Genomic DNA, 22006 nt, shown 5'->3' with positions numbered 1-22006 from the left:
TCGTCTACTTTCGGGGCAGGCCCAGCAGCCGCTCGGCGATGATGTTGCGCTGGATCTCGTTGGTGCCGGCGTAGATCGGCCCGCCCAGCGCGAACAGCAGACCTTCGGTGACCGCATCGACCAGCTCGCCGTCGGCGCCGCGCAGATCCAGCGAGGTCTGGTGCAGGGCGACGTCGAGATCGGACCAGAACACCTTGGTGATCGACGATTCCGCGCCCAGCTCACCGCCGCCGGCCACCCGGGTCACCGTCTCGAAAGTATGTAACCGGTAGGCCTGCGCCTTGATCCAGGCATCGGCCACCCGGTCGGTGAAGGCCGGGTCCGGATTCTGCTTCCACTGGGCGACGAGTCGTTCCGCCGGGGCCAGGAACCGGGCCGGGCTGCGCAGCGACATGCCGCGCTCGTTGCTCGAGGTGCTCATCGCGGCCCGCCAGCCGTCATGGACGCCGCCGATCACGTCGTGGTCGGGGACGAAGACGTCGTCGAGGAAGATTTCGCCGAATCCGGTGTCGCCACCGAGCTGGGCGATGGGGCGAACCGTCACACCGTCGGCTTTGAGGTCGAACATGAAGTAGGTCAAACCCTTGTGGCGCTGCGCCTGCGGGTCCGATCGGAACAATCCGAATGCCCGCTCGCCGAACACCGCGCGTGAGCTCCAGATCTTCTGACCGTTGAGCAGCCAGCCACCGTCGGTCCTGGTCGCCGTCGACCGCAGTGATGCGAGATCACTGCCGGACTCCGGCTCCGACCACGCCTGCGCCCAGATTTCCGCACCGCTGGCCATCTTCGGAAGGATCCGGTCCCGTTGCTCTTCGGTACCGTGCGCGAACAGCGTGGGTGCCAGCATCGACGTGCCGTTGGCGCTGGCTCGGCCCGGGGCGCCGGCGCGGAAATACTCCTCCTCGTAGACGATCCACTGCAGCAACGAGGCGTCGCGGCCGCCGTACTTCTCCGGCCAGGTGATCACCGACAGGCCGGCGTCGAAAAGCACCTTGTCCCAACGACGGTGCTGCTCGAAGCCTTCCTCGGTGTCGTAGGACCTCGTCGGGAACGCGTCCTTGTGGGCGGCGAGGAACTCGCGCACCTCGGCCTGGAACTCGGTGGTGGCGTCGTCGAAAATCAGGTCCAACTCAGGCCCTCTCACTGTGCCGGCGGAGAACTGGTTTGACCACCTTGCCGCCGGGATTGCGCGGAAGCGCGTCGAGGAACTCGACGGTCCGCGGGGTTTTGAAGTTCGCGAGATGCTCCCGCGTGTAGTCGATCACGGTCTTCTCGTCGAGATCGGCGCCCGGCAACCGGACCACGAATGCCTTACCCACCTCACCGAGCCGTTCGTCGGGCACGCCGATCACCGCGGCCTCGGCGACCCCGTCCAGCCGGGCCAGCACCTGCTCGATCTCGGCGGGATACACATTGAAGCCGCCACAGATGTACATGTCCTTGAGGCGATCGGTGATCTTGAGGTTGCCGGCCTCGTCGAGTTCGCCGACATCGCCGGTGTGCAACCAGCCCTCGGTGTCGATCGCCGCGGCGGTGGCCTCAGGGTCGTCGAGGTAACCGAGCATGACGTTGGGTCCACGCAGCAGGACTTCACCATGGTCCCCGATGCGCAGCTCGAAGTCCGCGATCGTTCGACCGGACGTGGTGGCAACGGTCACTGCGTCGTCCTCGGCGCGGCACATCGTGCCGAAGCCCGCGGCCTCGGTCAGACCATAGGCGGTCAGCACGATGTCGATGTCGAGCTCATTCTGCATCCGTTCGATCAGCACGACCGGGATGGTGGCCGCGCCGGTGACCGCGAAACGCAGTGAGCTCAAGTTGTATTCGGCACGCTTGGGGTGGTCCAGCAGAGTCTGATAGATGGTGGGCGGGCCGGGGAGCACTGTGATGCCGTGCTCCTGCACGGCCTGCATGGTCTGCTCCGGATCGAACGTCAGCTCGGGAAACAGGGTGGCCCCGGTTTGCAGGCAGGCCAGGATCCCGGCCTTGTAGCCGAAGTTGTGGAAGAACGGGTTGATGCACAGGTATCGGTCCGCGCTGGTGATCTGGCCGCACGCCGCCCAGGCGGCCGATGCGTCGAGAGACTGTCGGTGGGCGCAGCGCACGCCTTTGCTGCGGCCGGTGGTGCCCGAGGTGAACAGGATGTCGGAGACGTCCTCGGCGGTGACCGCCGCGGCACGTTCGTCGACGGCATCCAGGTCGGTCCCCTGGAGCATCAACTCGTCCCAGGTTCCGTCGTCCTTCTCGATCGGGATGCGGACGATGTGGCGCAGTGCGGGCAGGCGGTCGCGGTTGATGCCGGCGGCTTTGTCCGTGCCGAGGAATTCGCCTGAGGCGAACAGCAGCGGGGCCGCGGTGCGCGTCAGGATGTCCTCGGCCTCGCCGGCGGTGTAACGGGTGTTGAGCGGTACCACAACCCCGCCGGCGTGGTGGATGGCCAGGCTCGCCACCACCCAGTGCCAGGTGTTCGGTGACCAGATCGCCACCCGGTCGCCCGGTGCGATGCCGAGTTCGATCAACGCCGCGGCGAGCCTGCGGACTTCGGTACGCAGCTCGGCGAAGGTCAGCGTCCTGGCCTGCGGTCCGCCGGTCACCACGGCCTGGTGGTCGGGGAGTTCGCGCGCGATCCGGTCGAGAACCGCGGGGGTGGTCCGCATCGATGCTCCTCCAGGGATCGGCTACCCAAGCAAGTGCTTGGTAGGCTACCCTACAGGGGTGATAGAGGTCCAGGAGTTCAGGGCTGAGGTCCGCGACTGGCTCGCCGAGAACCTGGTCGGCGACTATGCCGCACTGAAGGGTCTGGGTGGACCCGGCCGCGAGCATGAGGCGTTCGAAGAGCGGCTGGCGTGGAATCGTCATCTGGCGGCTGCCGGGCTCACCTGTCTGGGGTGGCCGGAAGAACACGGCGGCCGCGGTCTGTCGGTCGCCCACCGGGTGGCGTTCTACGAGGAATACGCCAAGGCCGACGCTCCCGACAAGGTCAACCACCTCGGCGAGGAGTTGCTCGGCCCCACGCTGATCGCCTACGGCACACCCGAACAACAGCAACGCTTCCTGCCCAAGATCCTCGATGTCACCGAACTGTGGTCGCAGGGCTACTCCGAACCGGGAGCCGGCAGCGACCTGGCCAACGTGTCCACGACCGCGACCCTGGACGACGAGGGGCGGCAGTGGATCATCAATGGGCAGAAGGTCTGGACGTCGCTGGCGCACTGGGCGCAGTGGTGCTTCGTGGTGGCCCGCACCGAAAAGGGCTCCAAACGCCACGCCGGACTGTCCTACCTTCTGGTGCCTCTGGACCAGCCGGGAGTCGAGATCCGCCCGATCATCCAGCTGACCGGCGACTCGGAGTTCAACGAGGTGTTCTTCACCGATGCCCGCACTGACGCCGATCTGGTGGTCGGGGAGCCCGGTGACGGGTGGCGGGTGGCGATGGGAACGCTGACCTTCGAACGTGGGGTGTCCACGCTGGGGCAACAGATCCGTTACGCACGTGAGCATTCCAACCTCGTCGAGCTGGCCAAGCGCACCGGCGCCGCCGACGATCCGCTGATCCGGGAGCGGCTCACGCGGTCCTGGGCAGGTCTCAAGGCGATGCGGTCATACGCGTTGGCCACCATGGATGTCGAACAACCGGGCCAGGATTCGGTCTCCAAGCTGCTCTGGGCCAACTGGCATCGTGAGCTCGGTGAGATCGCGATGGATGTCCAGGGTGTCGCTGCCCTCACCCTTGCCGATGGCGAGTTCGACGAGTGGCAGCGGCTGTACCTGTTCTCCCGGTCGGACACCATCTATGGCGGCTCCAACGAGATTCAGCGCAATATCATCGCCGAGCGGGTGCTCGGCCTACCCAGAGAGGCTCGCCCCTGATGAGTACTTGCGCGAACAGGAGACCATGATGACCGATCTTTCGGTTGCACCTCCGGAGATCGACGGCCACGGACTGCTCAAGGGCAAGGTGGTGCTGGTGACCGCTGCGGCCGGCACCGGTATCGGTTCCACCACCGCGCGCCGCGCGCTGCTGGAGGGCGCCGACGTCGTGGTCTCCGACTATCACGAGCGCCGGCTGGGGGAGACCCGGGACGAGCTCGCCGCGCTCGGGCTCGGCAAGGTGGACTCGGTGGTGTGCGATGTCACCTCCACCGAGGCCGTCGACTCGCTGATCACCCAGACGGTCGAAAAGGCAGGCAGGATCGACGTTCTGGTCAACAATGCCGGCCTCGGCGGGCAGACGCCGGTGATCGACATGACCGACGAGGAATGGGACCGCGTGCTCAACGTCACGCTGACGTCGGTGATGCGCGCGACCCGTGCCGCGCTACGGTATTTCCGCGACGCTCCGCACGGCGGGGTCATCGTCAACAACGCCAGCGTGCTGGGCTGGCGTGCCCAGCACTCCCAGTCGCACTACGCCGCGGCCAAGGCCGGGGTCATGGCCCTTACCCGTTGCAGCGCAATCGAAGCCGTCGATTACGGGGTGCGGATCAACGCGGTGTCGCCGAGCATCGCCCGGCACAAGTTCCTGGAGAAGACCAGCAGCTCGGAGTTGCTGGACCGGCTCGCCGAAGGTGAGGCGTTCGGCCGCGCGGCCGAGCCGTGGGAGGTGGCGGCCACCATCGCGTTCCTGGCCAGCGACTACTCCAGTTACCTCACCGGTGAGGTGATCTCGGTGTCGAGCCAGCGCGCATGACCGAATCCCGCCCGGCCCAGGCGGGCAACACCAGACGTGATGAGCTGCTGGCGCTCGCGGCCACCATGTTCGCCGAACGCGGGTTGCGTGCCACCACCGTGCGCGACATCGCCGACTCGGCGGGGATCCTGTCGGGCAGTCTGTACCACCACTTCTCATCCAAAGAGGAGATGGTCGACGAGGTGCTGCGTGGGTTCCTCGACTGGCTGTTCACCCGCTACCAGGAGATCGTCGCGACCGAGCCGAACCCGTTGGAGCGGCTCAAGGGCCTGTTCATGGCGTCGTTCGAGGCGATCGAGACCCGGCACGCCGAAGTGGTGATCTACCAGGACGAGGCGAAGCGGTTGTCCGCACAGGAACGCTTCGGCTATGTCGAGGAGCGCAACAAAGAGCAGCGCAAAATGTGGGTGGACGTCCTCACGCAGGGCATCGAGGAGGGCTACTTCAGACCCGATGCCGACGTCGACCTGGTGTACCGCTTCATCCGTGACACCACCTGGGTTTCGGTCCGCTGGTATCAGCCCGGTGGTCCACTGACCGCCCGCCAGGTCGGTCAGCAGTATCTTTCGATCGTCCTCGGCGGGATAACCGCCGAGCCAACAGGCAAGGAGAGCAGCAATGGCTGAGGCATATGTCATCGACGCTGTACGCACCGCCATCGGCAAGCGCAACGGATCACTGGCCGGGGTACACCCGGTCGATCTGGGAGCGGCAGGGTGGCGCGGGTTGCTGGAGCGCAACGACGTCGACCCCGGCGCCGTCGACGATGTCATCGCCGGCTGCGTCGACGCCATCGGCCCGCAGGCGGGCAACATCGCCAGATTGTCGTGGCTGGCCGCAGGCTACCCGGAAGAGGTTCCCGGGGTCACCGTCGACCGGCAGTGCGGCTCCAGCCAGCAGGCTGTCTCGTTCGGGGCGCAGGCGATCCTGTCCGGCACCGCGGATCTGATCGTCGCCGGCGGCATGCAGAACATGAGTCAGATCCCGATCAGCTCGGCGATGATCGTCGGTGAACAGTTCGGTTTCACCTCGCCGACAAACGAATCCAAGAGCTGGCTGCATCGTTATGGTGACCAGGAGATCTCGCAGTTCCGTGGCGCCGAGCTGATCGCCGAGAAGTGGGACATCTCACGCGAGGAGATGGAGCAGTTCGCGCTCACCAGCCACCAGCGTGCGCAGGCCGCGATCCGGGCCGGTCACTTCGAGAACGAGATCATCCCGGTCGATGTGGACGGTGGCGCGTTCGCCATCGACGAGGGCCCACGCGACACCTCGCTGGAGAAGATGGCCGGGCTCAAGACCTTGGTGGAAGGCGGCAGGTTGACAGCTGCGATGGCCAGCCAGATCTCCGACGGTGCCAGCGCCGTGCTGCTGGCCTCTGAGAAAGCGGTGCAGACGCACAATCTCAAGCCCCGCGCCCGCATCCATCACATCAGTGCCCGCGGTGCAGACCCGGTGTTCATGCTCACCGGTCCCATCCCGGCCACCCGCTACGCGCTGGACAAGACCGGGCTGTCGATCGAGGACATCGACACCGTCGAGATCAATGAGGCGTTCGCACCGGTGGTGCAGGCCTGGCTCAAGGAGACCAAGGCCGATCCGGAGAAGGTCAATCCCAACGGCGGCGCGATCGCGCTCGGACACCCGCTGGGCGCCTCCGGCGCAAAACTGTTCGCCACGATGCTCAACACGCTGGAGCGCACGGGCGGTCGCTATGGGCTGCAGACGATGTGTGAGGGCGGCGGTACCGCCAACGTCACCATCATCGAGCGCCTCGGGTAACCGCACGCCAGACCCGGGCCGGGGTCATCGGTAGCTGATACAGGCGGGCGCCGCAGGCCCGCGCGATCGCATTGGCCAGTGCCGGGGCCACCGGGTTGTAGGGAGACTCGCTCATCGACTTGGCGCCCAGCGGCCCGAGCTCGTCGTAGGTATCGGCGAAGTAGATCTCGGTGACCGGAACATCGGCAAGTTGGGGTATGTGATAGTCACGCAGCGTCCGAGTGGTGACGACGCCGCCTGCGTCGATCTGGATCTCCTCGTAGAGCGCCGATCCGATCGCCTGGGCGACACCGCCTTCCACCTGTCCGCGGCATTGTTGGGGATTCAGTACGACACCGGCGTCCGCGGCATGCACGGACTGCAGCACCCGTACCTCCCCGGTCTCAGGGTTCACCGCGACCCGGAAGGCATGCACATTGAATGCCACCGAACGCGGTGTACCGTCACCCTGTGCGCGCGCCGTCATCGGTGTCGGCAGTGAGCTGAAGTCGACGAGTTGTTGGCCGCACTGCACTCCGTTGCGGTTCAGAGAGCATTTCGACACCGGCGTCCCGGTCATCTCCGCCGCCGATGCGAGCAGCGCTCGGCGTAGCTGCCTGCTGGCCAGCTGGGTCGCTCGGCCGGCGACGACCGTACCGGCCGACCCGAATGCTCCGGTGTCGTAACCGGATGTCGCGGTGTCGGATTGGCGAATGACGATGCGGTCGGTGCCGGTGCCCAGTTCGTGAGCTGCCAGTTGTACGTGAACGGTGGTGGTGCCGTTTCCGAACTCGGCGGTGCCGACATCCAGGGTGTAGCTGCCGTCTGCGTCGACCGAGACCGACGCATCGGCGAAGTGCCCACGCGGTGGGATCGTCGCGATCATCGCCACCGCCATCCCCTCGCCGACCTGCCAACCGTGCGGCGCAACAAGGCCGTTGTCCTGGTGCAGCGCGGACTCGGCGAGGTCGATACATTGGTCCAAGCCGTAGCTGCCGAACGTCAGATCGTCATCGAGGACATGAGAGTCGACGAACGGATCACCCGGCACGACGACATTACGGCGCCGGAACTCGAACGGGTCGATCCCGAGTCTGGCCGCGAGATCGTCCATCGCCGACTCCACGGCAAATGCGATCTGGCCGAGGCCGTAACCGCGAAATGCGCCGGAGGGCAGGTTGTTCGTGTACACCGCCTCAGCGTCGACCCGCTTGTTGGGGACGCGGTACACCGCGATCGACTCTCCGCAACCGTGGAACATCACCCCCGGGCTGTGGTTGCCGTAGGCGCCTGCGTCGACGAGGACATCGACGGCGAGCGCGGTGAGAATGCCGTCTGAGTCGGCAGCGGCTGCGACATCGATCCGAAAGGGGTGCCTACACGGCGCGGTGGTGAATTCGTCGCTGCGACTGAATTCGTACCGCACCGGGGCCCCCAACCGAAGAACGGCCAGTGCCACCAGGTCCTCGGCAAGCATCTCCTGTTTACCGCCGAAGCCGCCGCCGACCCGTTTGGTGAAGACCCGCACATCCTCGGTGCTCAGCCCGAAGATGTGGCACAGCTCCTTGTGGACCAGGAACGGCACTTGAGAACTCGTCCGAATGACCAACCGACCGGTGTCGTCCCGCCACCCTGTGGCGCCGTGTGTCTCGAGATGAACATGCGCCACCCGATGGGTGTGCCAGCGTCCCCGCACCACGGCTCCACCCATGGCCTCTGCGGCCTCGAGTGCGACGGCGACATCGCCGACCTCGCCGTGCAGTTCGGCGACCAGATTACGGGTCGGGTCGGCGATGCGCGATTGCCGATCCTTGTCGGCGTGCAGCAGCGGCGCTCCGGGACGTCGTGCCGCCTCCGGGTCGAAGACGGCGGGTAGTTCCTCGAACTCGACGACAATTGCCCGGCAGGCCATTTCGGCCACCGCCAGGGTTTCGGCAACGACCGCGGCCACTCGCTGCCCGACGAAACGGACAGTGGTGTCGAGTATCAGCGTGTCATCGGGGTCGTCGTCACGGGATTCGTGGCGGGCGGTGGAGAACCGTACCGGAGGGCTGTCGCGATGGGTGAGTATCAATCGGACGCCGGGGATCGACTCGGCGCGCGAGGTGTCGATGAACACGACCCTAGCGTGCGGAACCGGGCTGGTAAGGACAGCCATGTGCAGCAATCCGGCCGGCGCATCGTCCATGGTGTACTGCTCGGTGCCGGTCACGATTCGGGGGCCTGCGGGTGCGCCGATCGATCGGCCCGCATCGCTGCCGGTGGACTTGTCGGTGTTCACGGTGCCCGCGATCGCATCGGTGATCGCGCGGTAACCGGTGCACCGGCACAGGTTCCCCTTCAACTGTACGGGCAGATCCTGCACCTGCGGGTCGGTCAGCGTCGCTGCGGTGGTGACCATTCCGGCGGTGCAGAATCCGCACTGGAATCCCGCCGCGTCGACGAAGCGGCGCTGCACGGGATGCAGGTCCTCCGGCGTTCCCAGTCCGCAGACCGTCGTCACCGATCGGTTCTGTGCCCGAAACGCCGGGAAGATGCACGAGTGCACTGCTTCGCCGTCGACGAGCACCGTGCAGGCACCGCAATCGCCTGCGTCGCAGCCCTTCTTGACCTCGAAGTGCCCGTGGTCACGCAGGTAGGTACGCAGACACTGACCCGGACGTGGATCGTCGTGGTATGCGGTTCCGTTGATCGAGAACGTCACCGCAGTTCTTGCCTCACCTGTTCGGCCAACACCAGTGCCACCGCGCGGCGCCAATCCGGATCGCCATGGGCGTCGGAGGTCCACACCGACATGGGCAACTCGGCGATCTGTTCCAGCAGTTCTTCTTTCGGCGGTATCCGGGAGAATCGGAATACGAAGGGCCGTACCGTCGCGGCGGTGACCGAGACGGCGAACTCGCTGTCGCTGCGACGTCCGATCACGACTACCGAGGAACGGCCGAGTACCGACGGTGCGAGCTTGCGGTAGGCGGTTCGCGACCGCAGGGCGGCGGCGGGAAAGTGCACCGCGCGCAGCAGGTCCCCGGGAGCGAGGCGGTTGGTGGCCGGGCCGGTCACGAATTCGGGTACCGGCACACGGTATTCGGAGCCGTCGGCGCGCCAGATGGTGAGGGCGGCGTCAAGTGCCGAACCCAGCGAGATCATCGCTCCAGCGGGAAATGACAGGCAGATATTGCCGCCCACGGTGGCGGAGCGCCGAATCTTGAACGAGGCCAGCAGTGCGTCGCAGCACTGACCGAACAGCGGTGCGGCCGACCAGTTCGGCTGGTTGGCCGGTAACGCCTCGGACAGCGCCGCAATCTCATCGAGTGTGCAGGTGGCCGCCACCTCGACACCCTCTTCGGTGAAAGTGACGGACGGCCAGCCCAGTCCGGTGATGTCGATGAGCCGGGAGACGGTCGGTTGTGGCTCGGAGAACAACCAGGTACCCCCGGCCAGGATGGCGTCGCCAGGTCTCAGCGGCCACACTTCGTCGCGGCACGTGGGAAAGTGCACCGCTTCGACGGTGTTGAGATCCATCTGCCAAATCTAGTCGGCGCGGATGCTGCGCGCAGGCCGAGCTGCCGGACTGCGCACGAAGGGGAACACTGTGACAATCGGCAGATGCGCGTGTACCGCGGACACCTCATCCACATCGGTGGTACGCCGGCCCTCGACGGTGCTCGTCACCATCTGGTGAATATCCCCGACGGCGCTCTGGTCGTCGGGGAGGGCGGGACCATCGTTTTCAGTGGTGCCTATGCGGCGCTGCCTTTCGAGGCGGCCGACGCCGACGTGCAGGATTTCCGTCCGAGCTACCTGCTGCCCGGATTCATCGACACCCACCTCCACTTCCCGCAAACCTATTGCCTCGACTCCTTCGGCGGCGGTCAGTTGTTGGACTGGTTGCAACGCTGCATCTTTCCTGCCGAAGTTCGGCTTTCCGACCCCGAACACGCCCTTGCAGCGGCACGTGACTTCTGTGATCGACGCATCGCGGTAGGAACGACCACGGCACTGGTGTTCGGATCGGCGTTTCCGCCGGCGCAGGATGCCCTGTACGAGTCGTCGCAACAGTCCGGGCTGCGGACGATCTCCGGCCGCGGTATCCAGACTGTCGGACCTGCAGCTGCCCAACCGCTGCTGACCGACGATGCTACAGCGATTGAGTTGACCCGCAGGGAAATCGAACGCTGGCACGGCACACAGGATGGTCTCATCCAGGTCGCCGTGATCCCGCGTTTCGCGTTGTCGGTCACCGAGCGTTCGCTGCTCGCGATCGGCGAGTTCTACGAATCCGTCAGGGCCGACGGTGTTTACTTCCATACCCACCTATCGGAGAATGTCAGCGAAATCCAAGCAGTTAAAGCCTCGTTCAATGTCGATCACTATCTGGATACCTACGATGGGCGGTGCGCCGGCGGCGGACGGTCCCTGTTGGGGCGGCGTAGTGTGCTCGCGCACGCGGTGCACTGTAGTGATCGAGAACTGTCCCGGTTGGCCGAAACCGGCAGCTCGATTGCGCACTGTCCGACATCGCAACTGTTTCTCGGTTCGGGCACCATGCCGTGGCGGCGGACCACCTCGAGCGGGGTGAATGTGGCCTTGGGCACCGATGTGGCCGCGGGCGACGAATGGTTGATTCCTCGGGTGCTCAACGACTGCTTCAAGGTGCACATCAGCGAGCCGGGATCACAGGGGTTGTCCATACCGCCCGCCCAACTACTGTTCACTGCCACACTGGCGGGTGCCCGCGCCCTGGACATCGAAGACCGCGTGGGCAATCTCGACACCGGCAAAGAGGCCGACTTCGTCGTCATCACCTCTCAGCGGCAGCCGCTGCTGTCCGAATTGCTGGCCGAAATCGATCCGCAGGACGGTGAGCGGGTGTTGTTCACGCTGTTGATGGGAATGCGGGAAGTCGCCGTGGAGCAGACCTACGTCCGGGGTCGTCGACTGGTCACTCGAACGCGGGAGGGGTGAGCGGACCGCCCATGATGTTGCTGACGATTCCTCGGATGACGTTGGTCCCGTCTTCGTTTCGTAGTTCCTCATACCACTGCGCGGTGACCTGCGGGTCTTTGGCGTGGGTGACATCGCAGCGCCTACGGGCGCGCAGCACCAGCTCGGCGGCGCGCTGGCTACGAGCAGCCTGGTAGGCGTTCAGCGCCGCCGGCACGTCACCAGGATGGTCTCGGATCGCCCACTGCAAGGCGATCGCGTCTTCCATGGCTGAGCATCCTCCTTGCCCGATGTCGGGGGTGGTGTTGTGCGCGGCGTCGCCCAGCAGTGCAACGCGTCCCCGCACCCAGGTGTGGAACGGGTCGAGGTCGAGGATCTCCACCCGATTGGTGGTGTGTGGATCCAGTATGTCGATCAGTGTCTGTACCCCGGCTGCCCAACCAGTGAAGTGCTTGCGGAGCACCTCACGGGCGCTGCCCTTCTGGAACGGAGTACCCTCGGGCTCGACCACGTCGAAGAAGAAGTAGAACCGGTCGTCGGCAACTGGCATTACCGAAACTCGTTTCCCTTCACCGACATAGGTGGTCCACTCGGTTGCGGGTCCGATCGCGTCGTTGGTCGGTACCAGGCCGTTGAAGTTGACGTAGCCGGCGTACCGCCGGGTCACCGACCTGCCCAGGACATACTCGCGGGTGATCGAACCTGCCCCGTCGGCGCCGATGATCACGTCGGCGGTCACCGCGGTCCCATCGGCGAAGGTGGCGGTGGCGGCATCGGCACCGCCGGACACCGACACCATCTTCATGCCGAAGTTGATGTGGTCGACCCCGTAGGCCTGCATCAGCATCAGCTGTAGGTCGGCCCGGGCGATCGGATACGGACGCTGCCCCACCTGATCGATCAACGGCTGCAACGAGAAGCGGCACATCGTCTCCCCGCTGCGGGCATCCCGGTAGCTCATGGTGTCGACGATTCCGCCCAGGCGTGCGGTCTGGTCCTGCAAGCCGAGGTAGTTCAGGCATTTGACGCCGTTGGACCACACCGAGATCGCGGCACCCACCGGCCTGTTCTCGGTGACCCGTTCGTACACGGCTGTCTCGACGCCGATCTGCCGCAGCGCGATCGCGGCACTCAACCCACCCATTCCCGCGCCGATGATGGCTACCCGCATGTGTCAGCTCCCCTTGTAGGTGGAATACGCATACGGCGACAGCAGCAGCGGGACGTGGTGGTGAGCCGACGCGTCGGTGATCTCGAAGGTGATCGTCACCTCGGGATAGAACCCTCGGATGCCCCGGTCCGCGAAGTAGCCACCGGTGTCGAAGTGCAGCCGGTAGATGCCGGCGGTCAGCTCACCGCCCAGTGTTCCGACACGGCCGTCGGCGTCGGTGGTGTCAGCGGCCAGTTCGTTGCTGTCTAGGGTCAACCGGACAGTCACACCCGATGCCGGCCGGCCGGTGGTCGCGTCGAGAACGTGGGTGGAAAGACTCATGAGGCCACTGTCTCATCGGTGAGCAGACGCTCGAGCCGGAGCCGGTTGATCTTGGCCAACTCGTTTCGCATGACCCGACGTTCGGTCTCGGGATCGTTATCCAGCCGGTCGGTGAGGATGGCCAGCAGCTCCTCTGCTGTCCTGCCGCTCGCGCAGACCAGATAGACATAGCCGAACCTGTTCTCGTACTCCAGGTTGCGGGCCGCCAATTGCGACCTGATGGACTCGTCGGCATCGGCGACCCGGGCCTGCTCGCGGGCCGACGACGGATTGTCGGCCCGCGCGCCGATGCGTGGGTGACCATCGAGGGCCGCGTCGATTTCAGCGTCGGGCAACTCGGCGAGCACCCGGTCGGCACGGTCGTAGAGCGCTTCGGCATCCCGGAACGGAGCGCCGGCGAGCACCCTCCGCGCCCAGATCGGCGATGAGCACACCTCGTAGAGCAGGTGCATCCGCTGGCGATCGGAGAGAGCGTTGAATTCTGTGAGTCCGATGGCTTTCACGAAAGTTCGTTGAGCCTGCCGAACCGGGCCGCCGCAATGGGATTGGCGTCGGCGACCAGGTCACTGAACCGGTAGTTGGCGATCTTCGCCGCTTCGATGAGGGCGTATGCCCGCTCGGTGGCCGGGGGGTTGTCCATTCGTGACCAGCCGTTGCGTAGCACCCGGTCGAAGCGCTCGGTCTCCCGCGCGCAGATGATCAGCGGGAAACCGAAGTGCTCGCGATAGGCTGCCGCCAGATTGACCACGTCCTCGTGGTCCTGTTGGTCGAGGTTGCTCAACGCGATGTGGTCGACCGCCAGCGCCTGACCCGTCTCGTCCTCGGAACCCAGATCAGGGAAGGCGGCCAACAGTTGGTCCTGTTGCTCTGAGGTGCCGGTCAGCAATGCGTCCTGAAAGGCCGCCCGCAGAGCTGCGGTATCGGCGAACGGGCGCTGTTCGAAGGCGCGGTCGGCGGCCCAGGTGACGCCTTGCACGACGTGCCCGAACACCTCCGTGAACCTTTCCTGCGTCATCGCGTTCACCTCGTCGAGGGTGATCGACCCGCCGCCGGCAACACGGGGACCCCTCCGGCCGACATGGAAGAACAGCAGGTTCAGGCCGATCGCGGTGATCGCTCCGGTACTGATTCCGCTACCGAACAGGATGTCCAGACCGGCGGGCAGCGTCGTGGAAATCTGTGGGTAGCCGGTCACCAGCAGAGCGAGTGCCAGGCTGGACGTGACGATGATGACGTTGCGGTGGTCGGTGAAGTCGACCTTCCCCAGGGTCTGAATACCGACCACGGCCACCGTCGCGAACAGGGTCAGTGCCGCACCTCCGAGCACCGGGCTCGGAATAGACGCGACCACAGCGGCCACCTTCGGCAGGAAACCCAGCAGAATCATGATGACTCCGGCTGCGGCGACCACCCACCGACTCTTCACCCCGGTGAGGCGGACCAGGCCGACATTCTCCGAGAAGGCGGTGTAGGGGAACGAATTGAAGACGCCACCGGTCACGGTGGCGACTCCGTCGGCCCGCAGCACATTCCCGATATCGGACGGGCGGACCCGTTTCCCGACGATCTCACCGGTGGCGATGGTGCTGCCGGTGGACTCGACCGCGATGATCATCATCACGATGATCATGGAGATGATCGCGATGATGTCGAATTTGGGCATGCCGAACACGAACGGCGGGGTGAAGCCGAACATCGACGCCTGACCGACCTGCTCGAAATCCATGTCACCCAGGGCGTAGGCGACCGCACATCCGATTATCAGGCCCAGCAGCACCGCAACGGTCGACATGAAGCCGCGGAAGAATCGTTGGATCGCGACGATCACCGCGATGGTGCCCAGTGCGTAGAGCACCCAGCGCAGGTTCGTCGGATCGGGTTCGTGAGTCTCGGGATTCGTCACCGCGTCCAGTGCGCCGATCGGGATGAGACACAGACCGATGATGGTGATCAATGTTCCGGTGACCACCGGAGGAAAGAACTTGAGAAGCCGGACGAATATGGGCGCGATCAGGAAGGTGAAGATACCGGCGACGATCACCGCGCCGTAGACGTACAACAGACTTGCCGACCCGCCGCCATGGGCCAGACCGATCGCGATGATCGGTGCGACCCCGGCGAAAGTGACGCCCTGCAGCAGTGGAAGGCGGACTCCGACGTTCTTGAATCCGACCGCCTGGATGATCGACGCGATGCCGCAGGTGAACAGGTCTGCGGTGATCAGCAGGACGAGTTCTTCACCGCTGAGACCGAGCGCGCCGGCGATCAAGATCGGCACCAGCACCGCGCCCGCGTAGAACGCGACGACGTGCTGGAAGCCGTAGGTGGCAAGCTTGGGCAGGGGAAGCACCTCGTCAACCGGGTGCACGCGTTTGCGCTGGTTCTTGGTGGGTGCCGACATGCGCTCAGGATCGGTCAGGCTGTGTGTCAGTTCATGTCGTGCGCGTTGCGGTCGTGTTGCCAGTGAGACGGAGGCAGTGAGACGGCAGTGGGACGGCACTGAGACGGCTCCCTGTGAATCGCCTCGGCAGGTGAGCAGAATCACTCTGTCGCCACGGTTTGGTAACAGAACGGTAACAACCTGAAAAGTTGCTGTGTGGTGCTGCGTAGCGCCGAGTGTGCAGCTGAGGGCGGTTTGGGGGCTGTGCTCGGCGGTGTGGTGACCCGTACCGCGCCTTGCATTGCGCGGGTTTGCCCGAATACGGTCGCGTTACCGATGACGTAACTGATGACGCACGAAAATTCTGTTCGGTGGTGATCTTGAAATGGACGATGGTGATGCGCGGGTTGCCGATCTCATGCCGCGGGCGTGGACGAGCGCGAGCAAAAGCGCTGTCCAGCAAGCTAATTCATGGCTACGATTTCTCCGTCAGCCTGATCGGGGCGACGCCGTAGCCATGCGTCGTCTCGTGGTTGATACCGAAGTGCTCGACATCAACTCGACGTACACCTATCTGTTGATGGCCACTGACTTTGCCGGGACGACCATTGTCGCGGATCGCGACGGTGACCTGTGCGGTCTGATCACCGGTTATCACCCCCCGGGCCGGCCCGAGGTCCTGTTCGTCTGGCAGGTGGCGGTTGCGCAATCCGCGCGGGGGACCGGACTTGCCGCGACCATGCTCGACGCTCTGGTGGACCGCGTCCGGCGGGACCGACACGGTCACCCGGTGACTGTCGAAGCAACCGTCGCACCCGACAACGCACCGTCGCGGGCGCTGTTCGGAGCTTTCGCCCGCCGGCACGGAGTACCGCTGCTCGAGCAGGAGCACTTCACCGCCGCCCAGCTCGACGCCGATCGCAACCACGAGGACGAACCGCTGCTGCGGATCGGCCCCATCGCCACCCCCATGGTCGACTGACCACCCACCGAAAGGACCCATGACAACCCCTGCGACGATCACCCGGCCCGACGAACCCGAACTCCCCGCGGTGTACAGCTCCGTCGAGTCGGAGGTACGCAGCTACTGCCGTGCCTGGCCCACCACCATGGCCTCAGCGCGTGGATCCTGGGTGACCGACACCTCGGGTCGCCGCTACCTCGACTTCTTCGCCGGAGCCGGTGCGCTCAACTACGGGCACAACAATCCGATCCTCAAGCAGCCCCTGCTGGACTATCTGTCGAGCGACATGATCGTGCACTCACTGGACATGGCGACCGAGGCCAAGACCACCTTCCTGGAGACGTTCGAGCGGTTGATCTTGCGACCTCGCGGACTCGACTACAAGGTGCAGTTCCCCGGCCCGACCGGCGCCAACTCGGTGGAGGCCGCGCTGAAACTGGCCCGCAAGGTCACCGGTCGCGAGTCGATCATCAACTTCACCAACGCTTTTCACGGTATGACACTCGGTGCGCTGTCGGTGACCGGCAACTCGATGAAGCGCGCCGGGGCGGGGATTCCACTCGTCCACGCCACGCCGATGCCGTATGACAATTACTTCGGCGGGGTGACCGAGGATTTCCAGTGGTTTGAGCGGGTGCTCGACGACTCCGGCAGCGGCCTGAACCGGCCGGCGGCCGTGATCGTGGAAACCGTGCAGGGCGAGGGCGGTCTGAATGTGGCGCGGGTGGAATGGCTGCGCGGGCTCGCCGAGCTGTGTCAGCGACGTGAGATCCTGCTGATCGTCGACGACGTCCAGATGGGGTGCGGGCGGACGGGTCCGTTCTTCAGCTTCGAAGCGGCCGGCATCGTCCCCGACATCGTCACACTGTCGAAATCGATCAGCGGCTTCGGTCTCCCGATGGCATTGACGTTGTTCCGTCGCGAACTCGACGTCTGGGCCCCCGGTGAACACAACGGAACCTTCCGTGGCCACAACCCGGCCTTCGTCACCGCTGCAAAGGCGCTCGAAACCTATTGGGAAACCGAGACTTTCGTCGAGGACACGCTTGCCAAGGGGCGTCAGATCAGGGAGCGGCTCGATGCCATCGCCGCCGCGCACCCCGGTGTCAGCGCTCGTGGGCGCGGGATGGCCCAGGGTCTCAAGTTCGAGGACGCGGCACTGGCGGCCACCGCCTGCACCGCCGCGTTCGAACGCGGCGTGCTGATGGAGACGAGCGGTCCGTCCGACGAGGTGATCAAGCTGTTGCCGCCGCTGACCACCTCGGAGGAAGAGCTTGACGCCGGTATCGACATCCTGGCCGAAGCCATTGCGGCCACTGTCGCCTGACCCGCGATACCGCACCGAAAGCGATACTGCACAGATGAGACAGACAAGGAGGTGCCGACCGTGATAGTCCGCACCACGGACGAGATCACCGGAACGGATCGTGATGTGGCCGCCAAGGATTGGCGATCCAAACGGATCATCCTGGCCGACGACGGCGTCGGATTCTCGTTCCACGAGACGACCATCAACGCGAACTCGGTGAGCGAGTTCCACTACCAGCACCACGTGGAGGCCGTCTGGGTGGTCGAGGGCACCGGAACCCTCACCGACCACGAGACCGGTACGCAGTACCCGCTGGCTCCCGGCACCATGTACCTGCTCAACGGTCACGAGCGGCACCGGGTCAGCTGTGAGACCAGGATGCGCATGCTGTGCGTGTTCAACCCGCCGGTCACCGGTCGGGAGGTCCACGACGAGAGCGGCGCCTACCCTGCGGCGGTGCAAGCCAATTGAGTTCTGAACAGCAGTCGCGCACCACCGACCGTTACCCGACCCGGCTCACCGAACAGATCGCGCCCATCGCGCGCACCGAACCCACCGTGTGGGGGTCACCGTCGAGCGGCCCGCTCACAGAGGCCGAGCTGCAGACCATGTCGGACAGCGGCTATCTGGTCCGATCCGGCGCCGTCGACGAGGCGTGGTTACCGACTCTGAGTGCAGAGCTCGGACGCATCGCGACGACGGCGGACACCGATGATCCGCGCATCATCCGGGAGCCGGGCGGCAACATCCGCTCGGTGTTCGAACCGCACCTGTTCAGTGACGTGGTGTCCGAGGTCGTCACGCTGGACACCGTGCTGCCCGTTGCCCGCCAACTGTTGGGCAGCGACGTGTACCTGCATCAGGCGCGTATCAACATGATGCCGGGTTTCACCGGAAGCGGATTCTATTGGCATTCCGACTTCGAGACCTGGCACGCCGAGGACGGTATGCCCGACATGCGTGCCGTATCGTGCTCGATCGCGCTGACCGAGAACTTCCCCTACAACGGGTCGCTGATGGTGATGCCCGGCTCACATCGGGTCTTCTATCCGTGCGTGGGCGCGACCCCGCGGGACAACCATTCGTCGTCCCTGGTCAAGCAGGAGATCGGGGTCCCGAGCCGGGACATCTTGACCGAGGCCGCCGACCAGCACGGTATCGACCAGATCACCGGTCCGGCCGGCACCGCGCTGTGGTTCGACTGCAACATCATGCACGGGTCGGGTTCCAACATCACGCCGTATCCGCGCTCGAACATCTTCTTGGTGTTCAATTCGGTCCAGAACCGTCTGACAGCGCCCTACCGCGCGCAGACGCCACGCCCGGAGTACCTGGCGGCCAGGACATCTCAGCCGTTCAGCACCCCGGTCCCCGCTTAGCAGCCGGCGTGGCCGCGCTCAGTGGTCGTGCAGGATGACGCCGCGGATGTTGCGGCCGTCGCGCATGTCCTGATAGCCCTCGTTGACCTCGGCCAGCTTGTACTCGTGGGTGACGGTCTCGTCGAGTAGCAGCTTGCCCTCACGGTAGAGCGAGAGCAGTCGAGGGATGTCCGCACGCGGGTTGGCCTCGCCGTAGAGGCTGCCCAGAAGCCGCTTCTGGAACAGCGTGAACATCATCATGCCCAAGGTCGGGGAGCTGTCGGCCATCGCGGACAGCGCAGTCATCACCACAGCGCCGCCCTTGCGGATGATGTTGGCGGCGTCTTCGAGCATGGAGCCCTCCAGCAGCCCGACCGTCAGGATGGCCGAGTCGGCCATCACCCCGCGGGTGAGGTCGGCGACCAGCGCGGTGGCCTCGGCCAGCGAGGTCACGAAATGTGTGGCCCCGAAACGGAATGCCAGCTCGCGCTTTGCTTCAACCGGTTCGACGACGATGATCTTCTCGGCCCCGGCCAGCCGGGCGCCCTGAACCGCGCCGCTGCCGATGCCTCCCAGTCCGATGACGACGACAGTGTCTCCGGGAGAGACGTCGGCGGTGTTGACCGCAGAGCCCCACCCCGTGGTGACGCCGCATCCCAGCAGGCAGGCGCGCGACAACGGAATGTCCTCGTCGATCTTGACGATGGACGCCTCGGGCACGGAACCGTACTGCGAGAAGGTCCCGACGAATGCCATCGCGCCGACGTTCTGACCGCGTGCCCGACGCCGGTAGGTGCCGTCGACCTGGGTGCCCGCCATGATCAGTGCGCCCAGATCGCACAGGTTCTGATGGCCGGTCGAACAGAACCGGCACCGACCGCACGCCGGCAGGAACGATGCGACCACGTGGTCGCCGGGGGCCAGGCCCACGACGCCCGCTCCGACCTCACGCACGATGCCGGCACCTTCGTGACCACCGATCAGCGGCAGCGGCGCGGGAAGGTCACCGGTGCGGATGTGCTCGTCGGAATGGCACAGCCCGGTGGCTTCCCAGGACACCAGCACCTCACCGTCACCCGGGGGGTCGAGGTCGATCTCTTCGATGGTCCAGTCGGACCCGTACTCCCACAGGATGGCGGCGTTGGTCTTCATGCGGCCGAGTGTAGGAAGGCACGCCGGTCCGCATGGCGGAATTGATTAGACGCGCGTCAAGAATGCGTTCAGCGGATGAACGACGTCGCCTTCTGCAGGTGCTCGACGGCTTCGGCGACGATCGCGGGCACCAGTTCGGCGCAGGACGGGAGGTCCTCGATGATGCCGGCCACCTGCCCGGAGGCCAGGACGCCCGCGTCGGTGTTGCCCTCGACCAGACCGGCCTTGAGCAGCATCGGGGTGTTGGCCGCCATCACCACCTGGGACCACGTCAGGTCTTTGCCGTGCCGCATGGCCAGTCCGTCGGTGATCATCGACTTCCAGGTCATGCCGGACATCTTCTTGAACTTCTGCGCATTGAGCACCGCCGCGGACAGGCCACGAATCGGCGAGCCGCTCTCCAGCTTCTCGACCAGCCCGGTGCGCAGCACACGGTGCGGCATACCGTCGACCTTGGTCGAGACCACCGTCCCGTCCAGCGCCGCCTGCAGATAGCGCTGTTTGACCGCATCGGGGACGGTCGAGTCCTTGGTCAGCAGGAACCGGGTTCCCATGGCGACACCCGCGGCCCCGTACGACAGGGCCGCGGCCAGACCGCGGCCGTCGAAGAACCCACCGGCGGCCACCACCGGCATCCCGGTGTCGGCGACGGCGTCGAGTACCGACGGCAGCAGCAGTGTGGTGGCGATCGGGCCGGTGTGACCGCCGCCTTCGCCGCCCTGCACGATGACCGCGTCGGCGCCCCAGCCTGCGACTTTCTTTGCGTGCTTGGCCAGTCCGACCGACGGAATGACCACCACGCCGGCCTCTTTTAGCTTGGCGATCAGGTCGGGCTTGGGCGCCAGGGCGAAGGAGGCGACTTTGACTCCTTCGCGGATCAGGAGGTCGACGCGGTCGTTCGCGTCACCGGCGTCGGCGCGGATGTTGATGCCGAACGGTTTGTCGGTCGCGGCTTTGACCTTCCCCACCGCGGTGGTCAGTTCGGCGAGCGTCATCGTCGCCGACGCCAGGATGCCGAGACCCCCGGCGTTCGAGGTCGCGGCGACCAGGCGGGCGCCGGCGACCCAACCCATGCCGGTCTGCACCACGGGGTGTTCGATGCCGACCAGTTCGGTCAGCGGGGTCTGTAGTGCGGCCATCACCTAGACCTTTACTTCCTTGTCCCGCAGCGACTTCGGGTCGATCACCTCGCGCAGCAGGCGCTGCTCCTCAGCCGAAGGCAGGCGAGTGGTCTCGGCTTCGCCGAGGCCGTGCACCTCGAAGGAGGTGTTCTCGGCAACCTGATCGGCCTCGACGCCGGGATGCAGCGACACCGCGCGCATCTGATGGTCGGGTCCGGTGAAGTCGAAGACGCCCAGGTTGGTCACCACCCGGTAGACATTGACGAACCGGAACGCCGGATTGTCCGGATCGACCTTGTCCCAGCCGATCCCGGAGACGATATCGACTTCCGTGCCGAACACCCGTTTGGAGTGGTTGCCCACCCAGTAGCTGGTGGCGTGGTTGATGGTATTGCCCGGCGCGCCGCGTACCCCGAACATCTGGCGGGTCGGATGCTGCAGTGGCCCGAACGCCGAAAGGTTCTGGTTGCCGTAGCGGTCGATCTGGTTGGCTCCCATCACCACATGTCGGCGGCCCCAGGCCAGTGTTTCGAAGACCCTGCCGAACGGCATCCAGCCTTCGATGGCGGCTGTGGCCCCGATGGCAGGCGTGTCGGCGATCAGACGTGCCTCGCCGTCGGACAGCACGATGTCGGGCGAAAAGGTCAGGCGCGCCAGCCTCGCGCCGACCGACACTATCGTCGTCATCGGGCTGACCATGATTTCGCCTGCGTCGCGGAACAATTCGGCGCACGCGACGGCGCAGATCTCGGCGCGGGTGGTGGAGATCACTTGGAGTCCTCCAGGTTCTTCTTCACATGCTCTTCGCGCAAGCGCTCATCGGTCACATGCTCTT

20 protein-coding genes are annotated in these 22006 nt (G+C 65.5%); 9 read left to right on the top strand and 11 right to left on the bottom strand.

Going from position 1 to position 22006, the window contains the following annotated elements:
- Positions 1-4 precede the first annotated feature (4 nt).
- Both ACNUDN_RS24055 and fadD3 read right to left on the bottom strand, forming a co-directional pair.
- The gene (locus tag ACNUDN_RS24055) at positions 5-1129 is read right to left on the bottom strand and encodes an acyl-CoA dehydrogenase family protein (protein ID WP_419124233.1); all 1125 of its coding nucleotides are present in this window, start codon (positions 1127-1129) and stop codon (positions 5-7) included.
- A gap of 1 nt (position 1130) precedes the next feature.
- Positions 1131-2657 carry a 3-((3aS,4S,7aS)-7a-methyl-1,5-dioxo-octahydro-1H-inden-4-yl)propanoate--CoA ligase FadD3 gene (gene fadD3 / locus ACNUDN_RS24050; protein WP_419124232.1) on the bottom strand — a complete coding sequence of 509 codons (1527 nt, stop codon included), beginning with the start codon at positions 2655-2657 and terminating at the stop codon, positions 1131-1133.
- Positions 2658-2715: 58 nt separating this feature from the next.
- Here fadD3 and ipdE1 point away from each other — a divergent pair, with 58 nt between their 5' ends.
- Genes ipdE1 through fadA6 form a run of 4 tightly spaced genes read left to right on the top strand, consistent with a single transcriptional unit; the run spans position 2716 to position 6472 of the window.
- On the top strand, positions 2716-3870 hold the full coding sequence (gene ipdE1, locus ACNUDN_RS24045; protein ID WP_419124231.1) for an acyl-CoA dehydrogenase IpdE1: 1155 nt from the start codon (positions 2716-2718) through the stop codon (positions 3868-3870).
- Between the two features lie 28 nt (positions 3871-3898).
- Positions 3899-4690, top strand: a complete 792-nt coding sequence (ipdF, locus tag ACNUDN_RS24040) for a (5R,7aS)-5-hydroxy-7a-methyl-1-oxo-2,3,5,6,7,7a-hexahydro-1H-indene-carboxyl-CoA reductase (protein ID WP_419124230.1) — start codon at positions 3899-3901, stop codon at positions 4688-4690.
- Positions 4687-5316, top strand: a complete 630-nt coding sequence (kstR2, locus tag ACNUDN_RS24035; RefSeq protein WP_419124229.1) for a TetR family transcriptional regulator KstR2 — start codon at positions 4687-4689, stop codon at positions 5314-5316. Before ipdF ends, kstR2 begins: the two co-directional genes overlap by 4 nt.
- The gene (gene fadA6, locus ACNUDN_RS24030) at positions 5309-6472 is read left to right on the top strand and encodes a steroid 3-ketoacyl-CoA thiolase FadA6 (protein ID WP_419124228.1); all 1164 of its coding nucleotides are present in this window, start codon (positions 5309-5311) and stop codon (positions 6470-6472) included. The genes kstR2 and fadA6 overlap by 8 nt, the downstream gene beginning before the upstream one ends.
- Here the strand turns inward: fadA6 and ACNUDN_RS24025 are convergent.
- The gene (locus tag ACNUDN_RS24025; protein WP_431960762.1) at positions 6453-9155 is read right to left on the bottom strand and encodes a molybdopterin-dependent oxidoreductase; all 2703 of its coding nucleotides are present in this window, start codon (positions 9153-9155) and stop codon (positions 6453-6455) included. The two genes, fadA6 and ACNUDN_RS24025, sit on opposite strands and share 20 nt — an antisense overlap.
- A complete protein-coding gene (locus tag ACNUDN_RS24020) occupies positions 9152-9973 on the bottom strand; it encodes an FAD binding domain-containing protein (protein WP_419124226.1) in 822 nt (273 codons plus the stop codon). The genes ACNUDN_RS24025 and ACNUDN_RS24020 overlap by 4 nt, the downstream gene beginning before the upstream one ends.
- A gap of 84 nt (positions 9974-10057) precedes the next feature.
- Here ACNUDN_RS24020 and ACNUDN_RS24015 point away from each other — a divergent pair, with 84 nt between their 5' ends.
- On the top strand, positions 10058-11416 hold the full coding sequence (locus ACNUDN_RS24015; protein WP_419124225.1) for a guanine deaminase: 1359 nt from the start codon (positions 10058-10060) through the stop codon (positions 11414-11416).
- On the opposite strand, the gene hpxO is transcribed toward ACNUDN_RS24015, so the two are convergent.
- The 4 genes from hpxO to ACNUDN_RS23995 are packed head-to-tail and all read right to left on the bottom strand — an operon-like array spanning position 11394 to position 15288.
- The gene (gene hpxO / locus ACNUDN_RS24010) at positions 11394-12566 is read right to left on the bottom strand and encodes an FAD-dependent urate hydroxylase HpxO (protein WP_419124224.1); all 1173 of its coding nucleotides are present in this window, start codon (positions 12564-12566) and stop codon (positions 11394-11396) included. The genes ACNUDN_RS24015 and hpxO overlap by 23 nt on opposite strands.
- Before the next feature lie 3 nt (positions 12567-12569).
- Positions 12570-12887, bottom strand: a complete 318-nt coding sequence (uraH, locus tag ACNUDN_RS24005; protein ID WP_419124223.1) for a hydroxyisourate hydrolase — start codon at positions 12885-12887, stop codon at positions 12570-12572.
- A complete protein-coding gene (gene uraD / locus ACNUDN_RS24000; RefSeq protein ID WP_419124222.1) occupies positions 12884-13390 on the bottom strand; it encodes a 2-oxo-4-hydroxy-4-carboxy-5-ureidoimidazoline decarboxylase in 507 nt (168 codons plus the stop codon). Before uraD ends, uraH begins: the two co-directional genes overlap by 4 nt.
- On the bottom strand, positions 13387-15288 hold the full coding sequence (locus ACNUDN_RS23995; protein ID WP_419124221.1) for a solute carrier family 23 protein: 1902 nt from the start codon (positions 15286-15288) through the stop codon (positions 13387-13389). Before ACNUDN_RS23995 ends, uraD begins: the two co-directional genes overlap by 4 nt.
- Positions 15289-15685: 397 nt before the next feature.
- On the opposite strand from ACNUDN_RS23995, the gene ectA reads away from it, so the two are divergent.
- From ectA to thpD, 4 genes are read left to right on the top strand one after another with little or no spacing between them, the layout of a single operon-like run.
- Complete coding sequence (ectA, locus tag ACNUDN_RS23990; protein WP_419125285.1) at positions 15686-16249, top strand: diaminobutyrate acetyltransferase; 564 nt, start codon at positions 15686-15688, stop codon at positions 16247-16249.
- A 19-nt stretch (positions 16250-16268) separates the two neighbouring features.
- Positions 16269-17558: a diaminobutyrate--2-oxoglutarate transaminase gene (gene ectB / locus ACNUDN_RS23985; protein WP_419124220.1), complete on the top strand. Its 1290-nt coding sequence runs from the start codon at positions 16269-16271 to the stop codon at positions 17556-17558.
- A 60-nt stretch (positions 17559-17618) separates the two neighbouring features.
- A complete protein-coding gene (locus tag ACNUDN_RS23980; protein ID WP_419125284.1) occupies positions 17619-18011 on the top strand; it encodes an ectoine synthase in 393 nt (130 codons plus the stop codon).
- Complete coding sequence (gene thpD, locus ACNUDN_RS23975; RefSeq protein WP_419124219.1) at positions 18008-18919, top strand: ectoine hydroxylase; 912 nt, start codon at positions 18008-18010, stop codon at positions 18917-18919. The genes ACNUDN_RS23980 and thpD overlap by 4 nt, the downstream gene beginning before the upstream one ends.
- Before the next feature lie 18 nt (positions 18920-18937).
- Here thpD and ACNUDN_RS23970 read toward each other — a convergent pair whose 3' ends face one another.
- The 3 genes from ACNUDN_RS23970 to ipdB all read right to left on the bottom strand — a co-directional run bounded on the left by ACNUDN_RS23970 (position 18938) and on the right by ipdB (position 21942).
- Complete coding sequence (locus ACNUDN_RS23970) at positions 18938-20050, bottom strand: NDMA-dependent alcohol dehydrogenase (protein WP_419124218.1); 1113 nt, start codon at positions 20048-20050, stop codon at positions 18938-18940.
- 68 nt (positions 20051-20118) lie between these two features.
- Positions 20119-21189 (bottom strand): (3aS,4S,5R,7aS)-5-hydroxy-7a-methyl-1-oxo-octahydro-1H-indene-4-carboxyl-CoA dehydrogenase, encoded by a 1071-nt coding sequence (gene ipdC / locus ACNUDN_RS23965; protein WP_419124217.1) that lies wholly within the window; start codon positions 21187-21189, stop codon positions 20119-20121.
- A gap of 3 nt (positions 21190-21192) precedes the next feature.
- Positions 21193-21942: a cholesterol ring-cleaving hydrolase subunit IpdB gene (gene ipdB / locus ACNUDN_RS23960; protein ID WP_419124216.1), complete on the bottom strand. Its 750-nt coding sequence runs from the start codon at positions 21940-21942 to the stop codon at positions 21193-21195.
- Positions 21943-22006: the final 64 nt, after the last annotated feature.

It is taken from the genome of Mycobacterium sp. smrl_JER01 (genome assembly GCF_048513595.2).
Taxonomy (GTDB): Bacteria; Actinomycetota; Actinomycetes; order Mycobacteriales; family Mycobacteriaceae; genus Mycobacterium.
The sequence above is the reverse complement of the archived record's forward strand: the minus strand, read 5'-3'. Positions and strand labels throughout refer to the sequence as shown.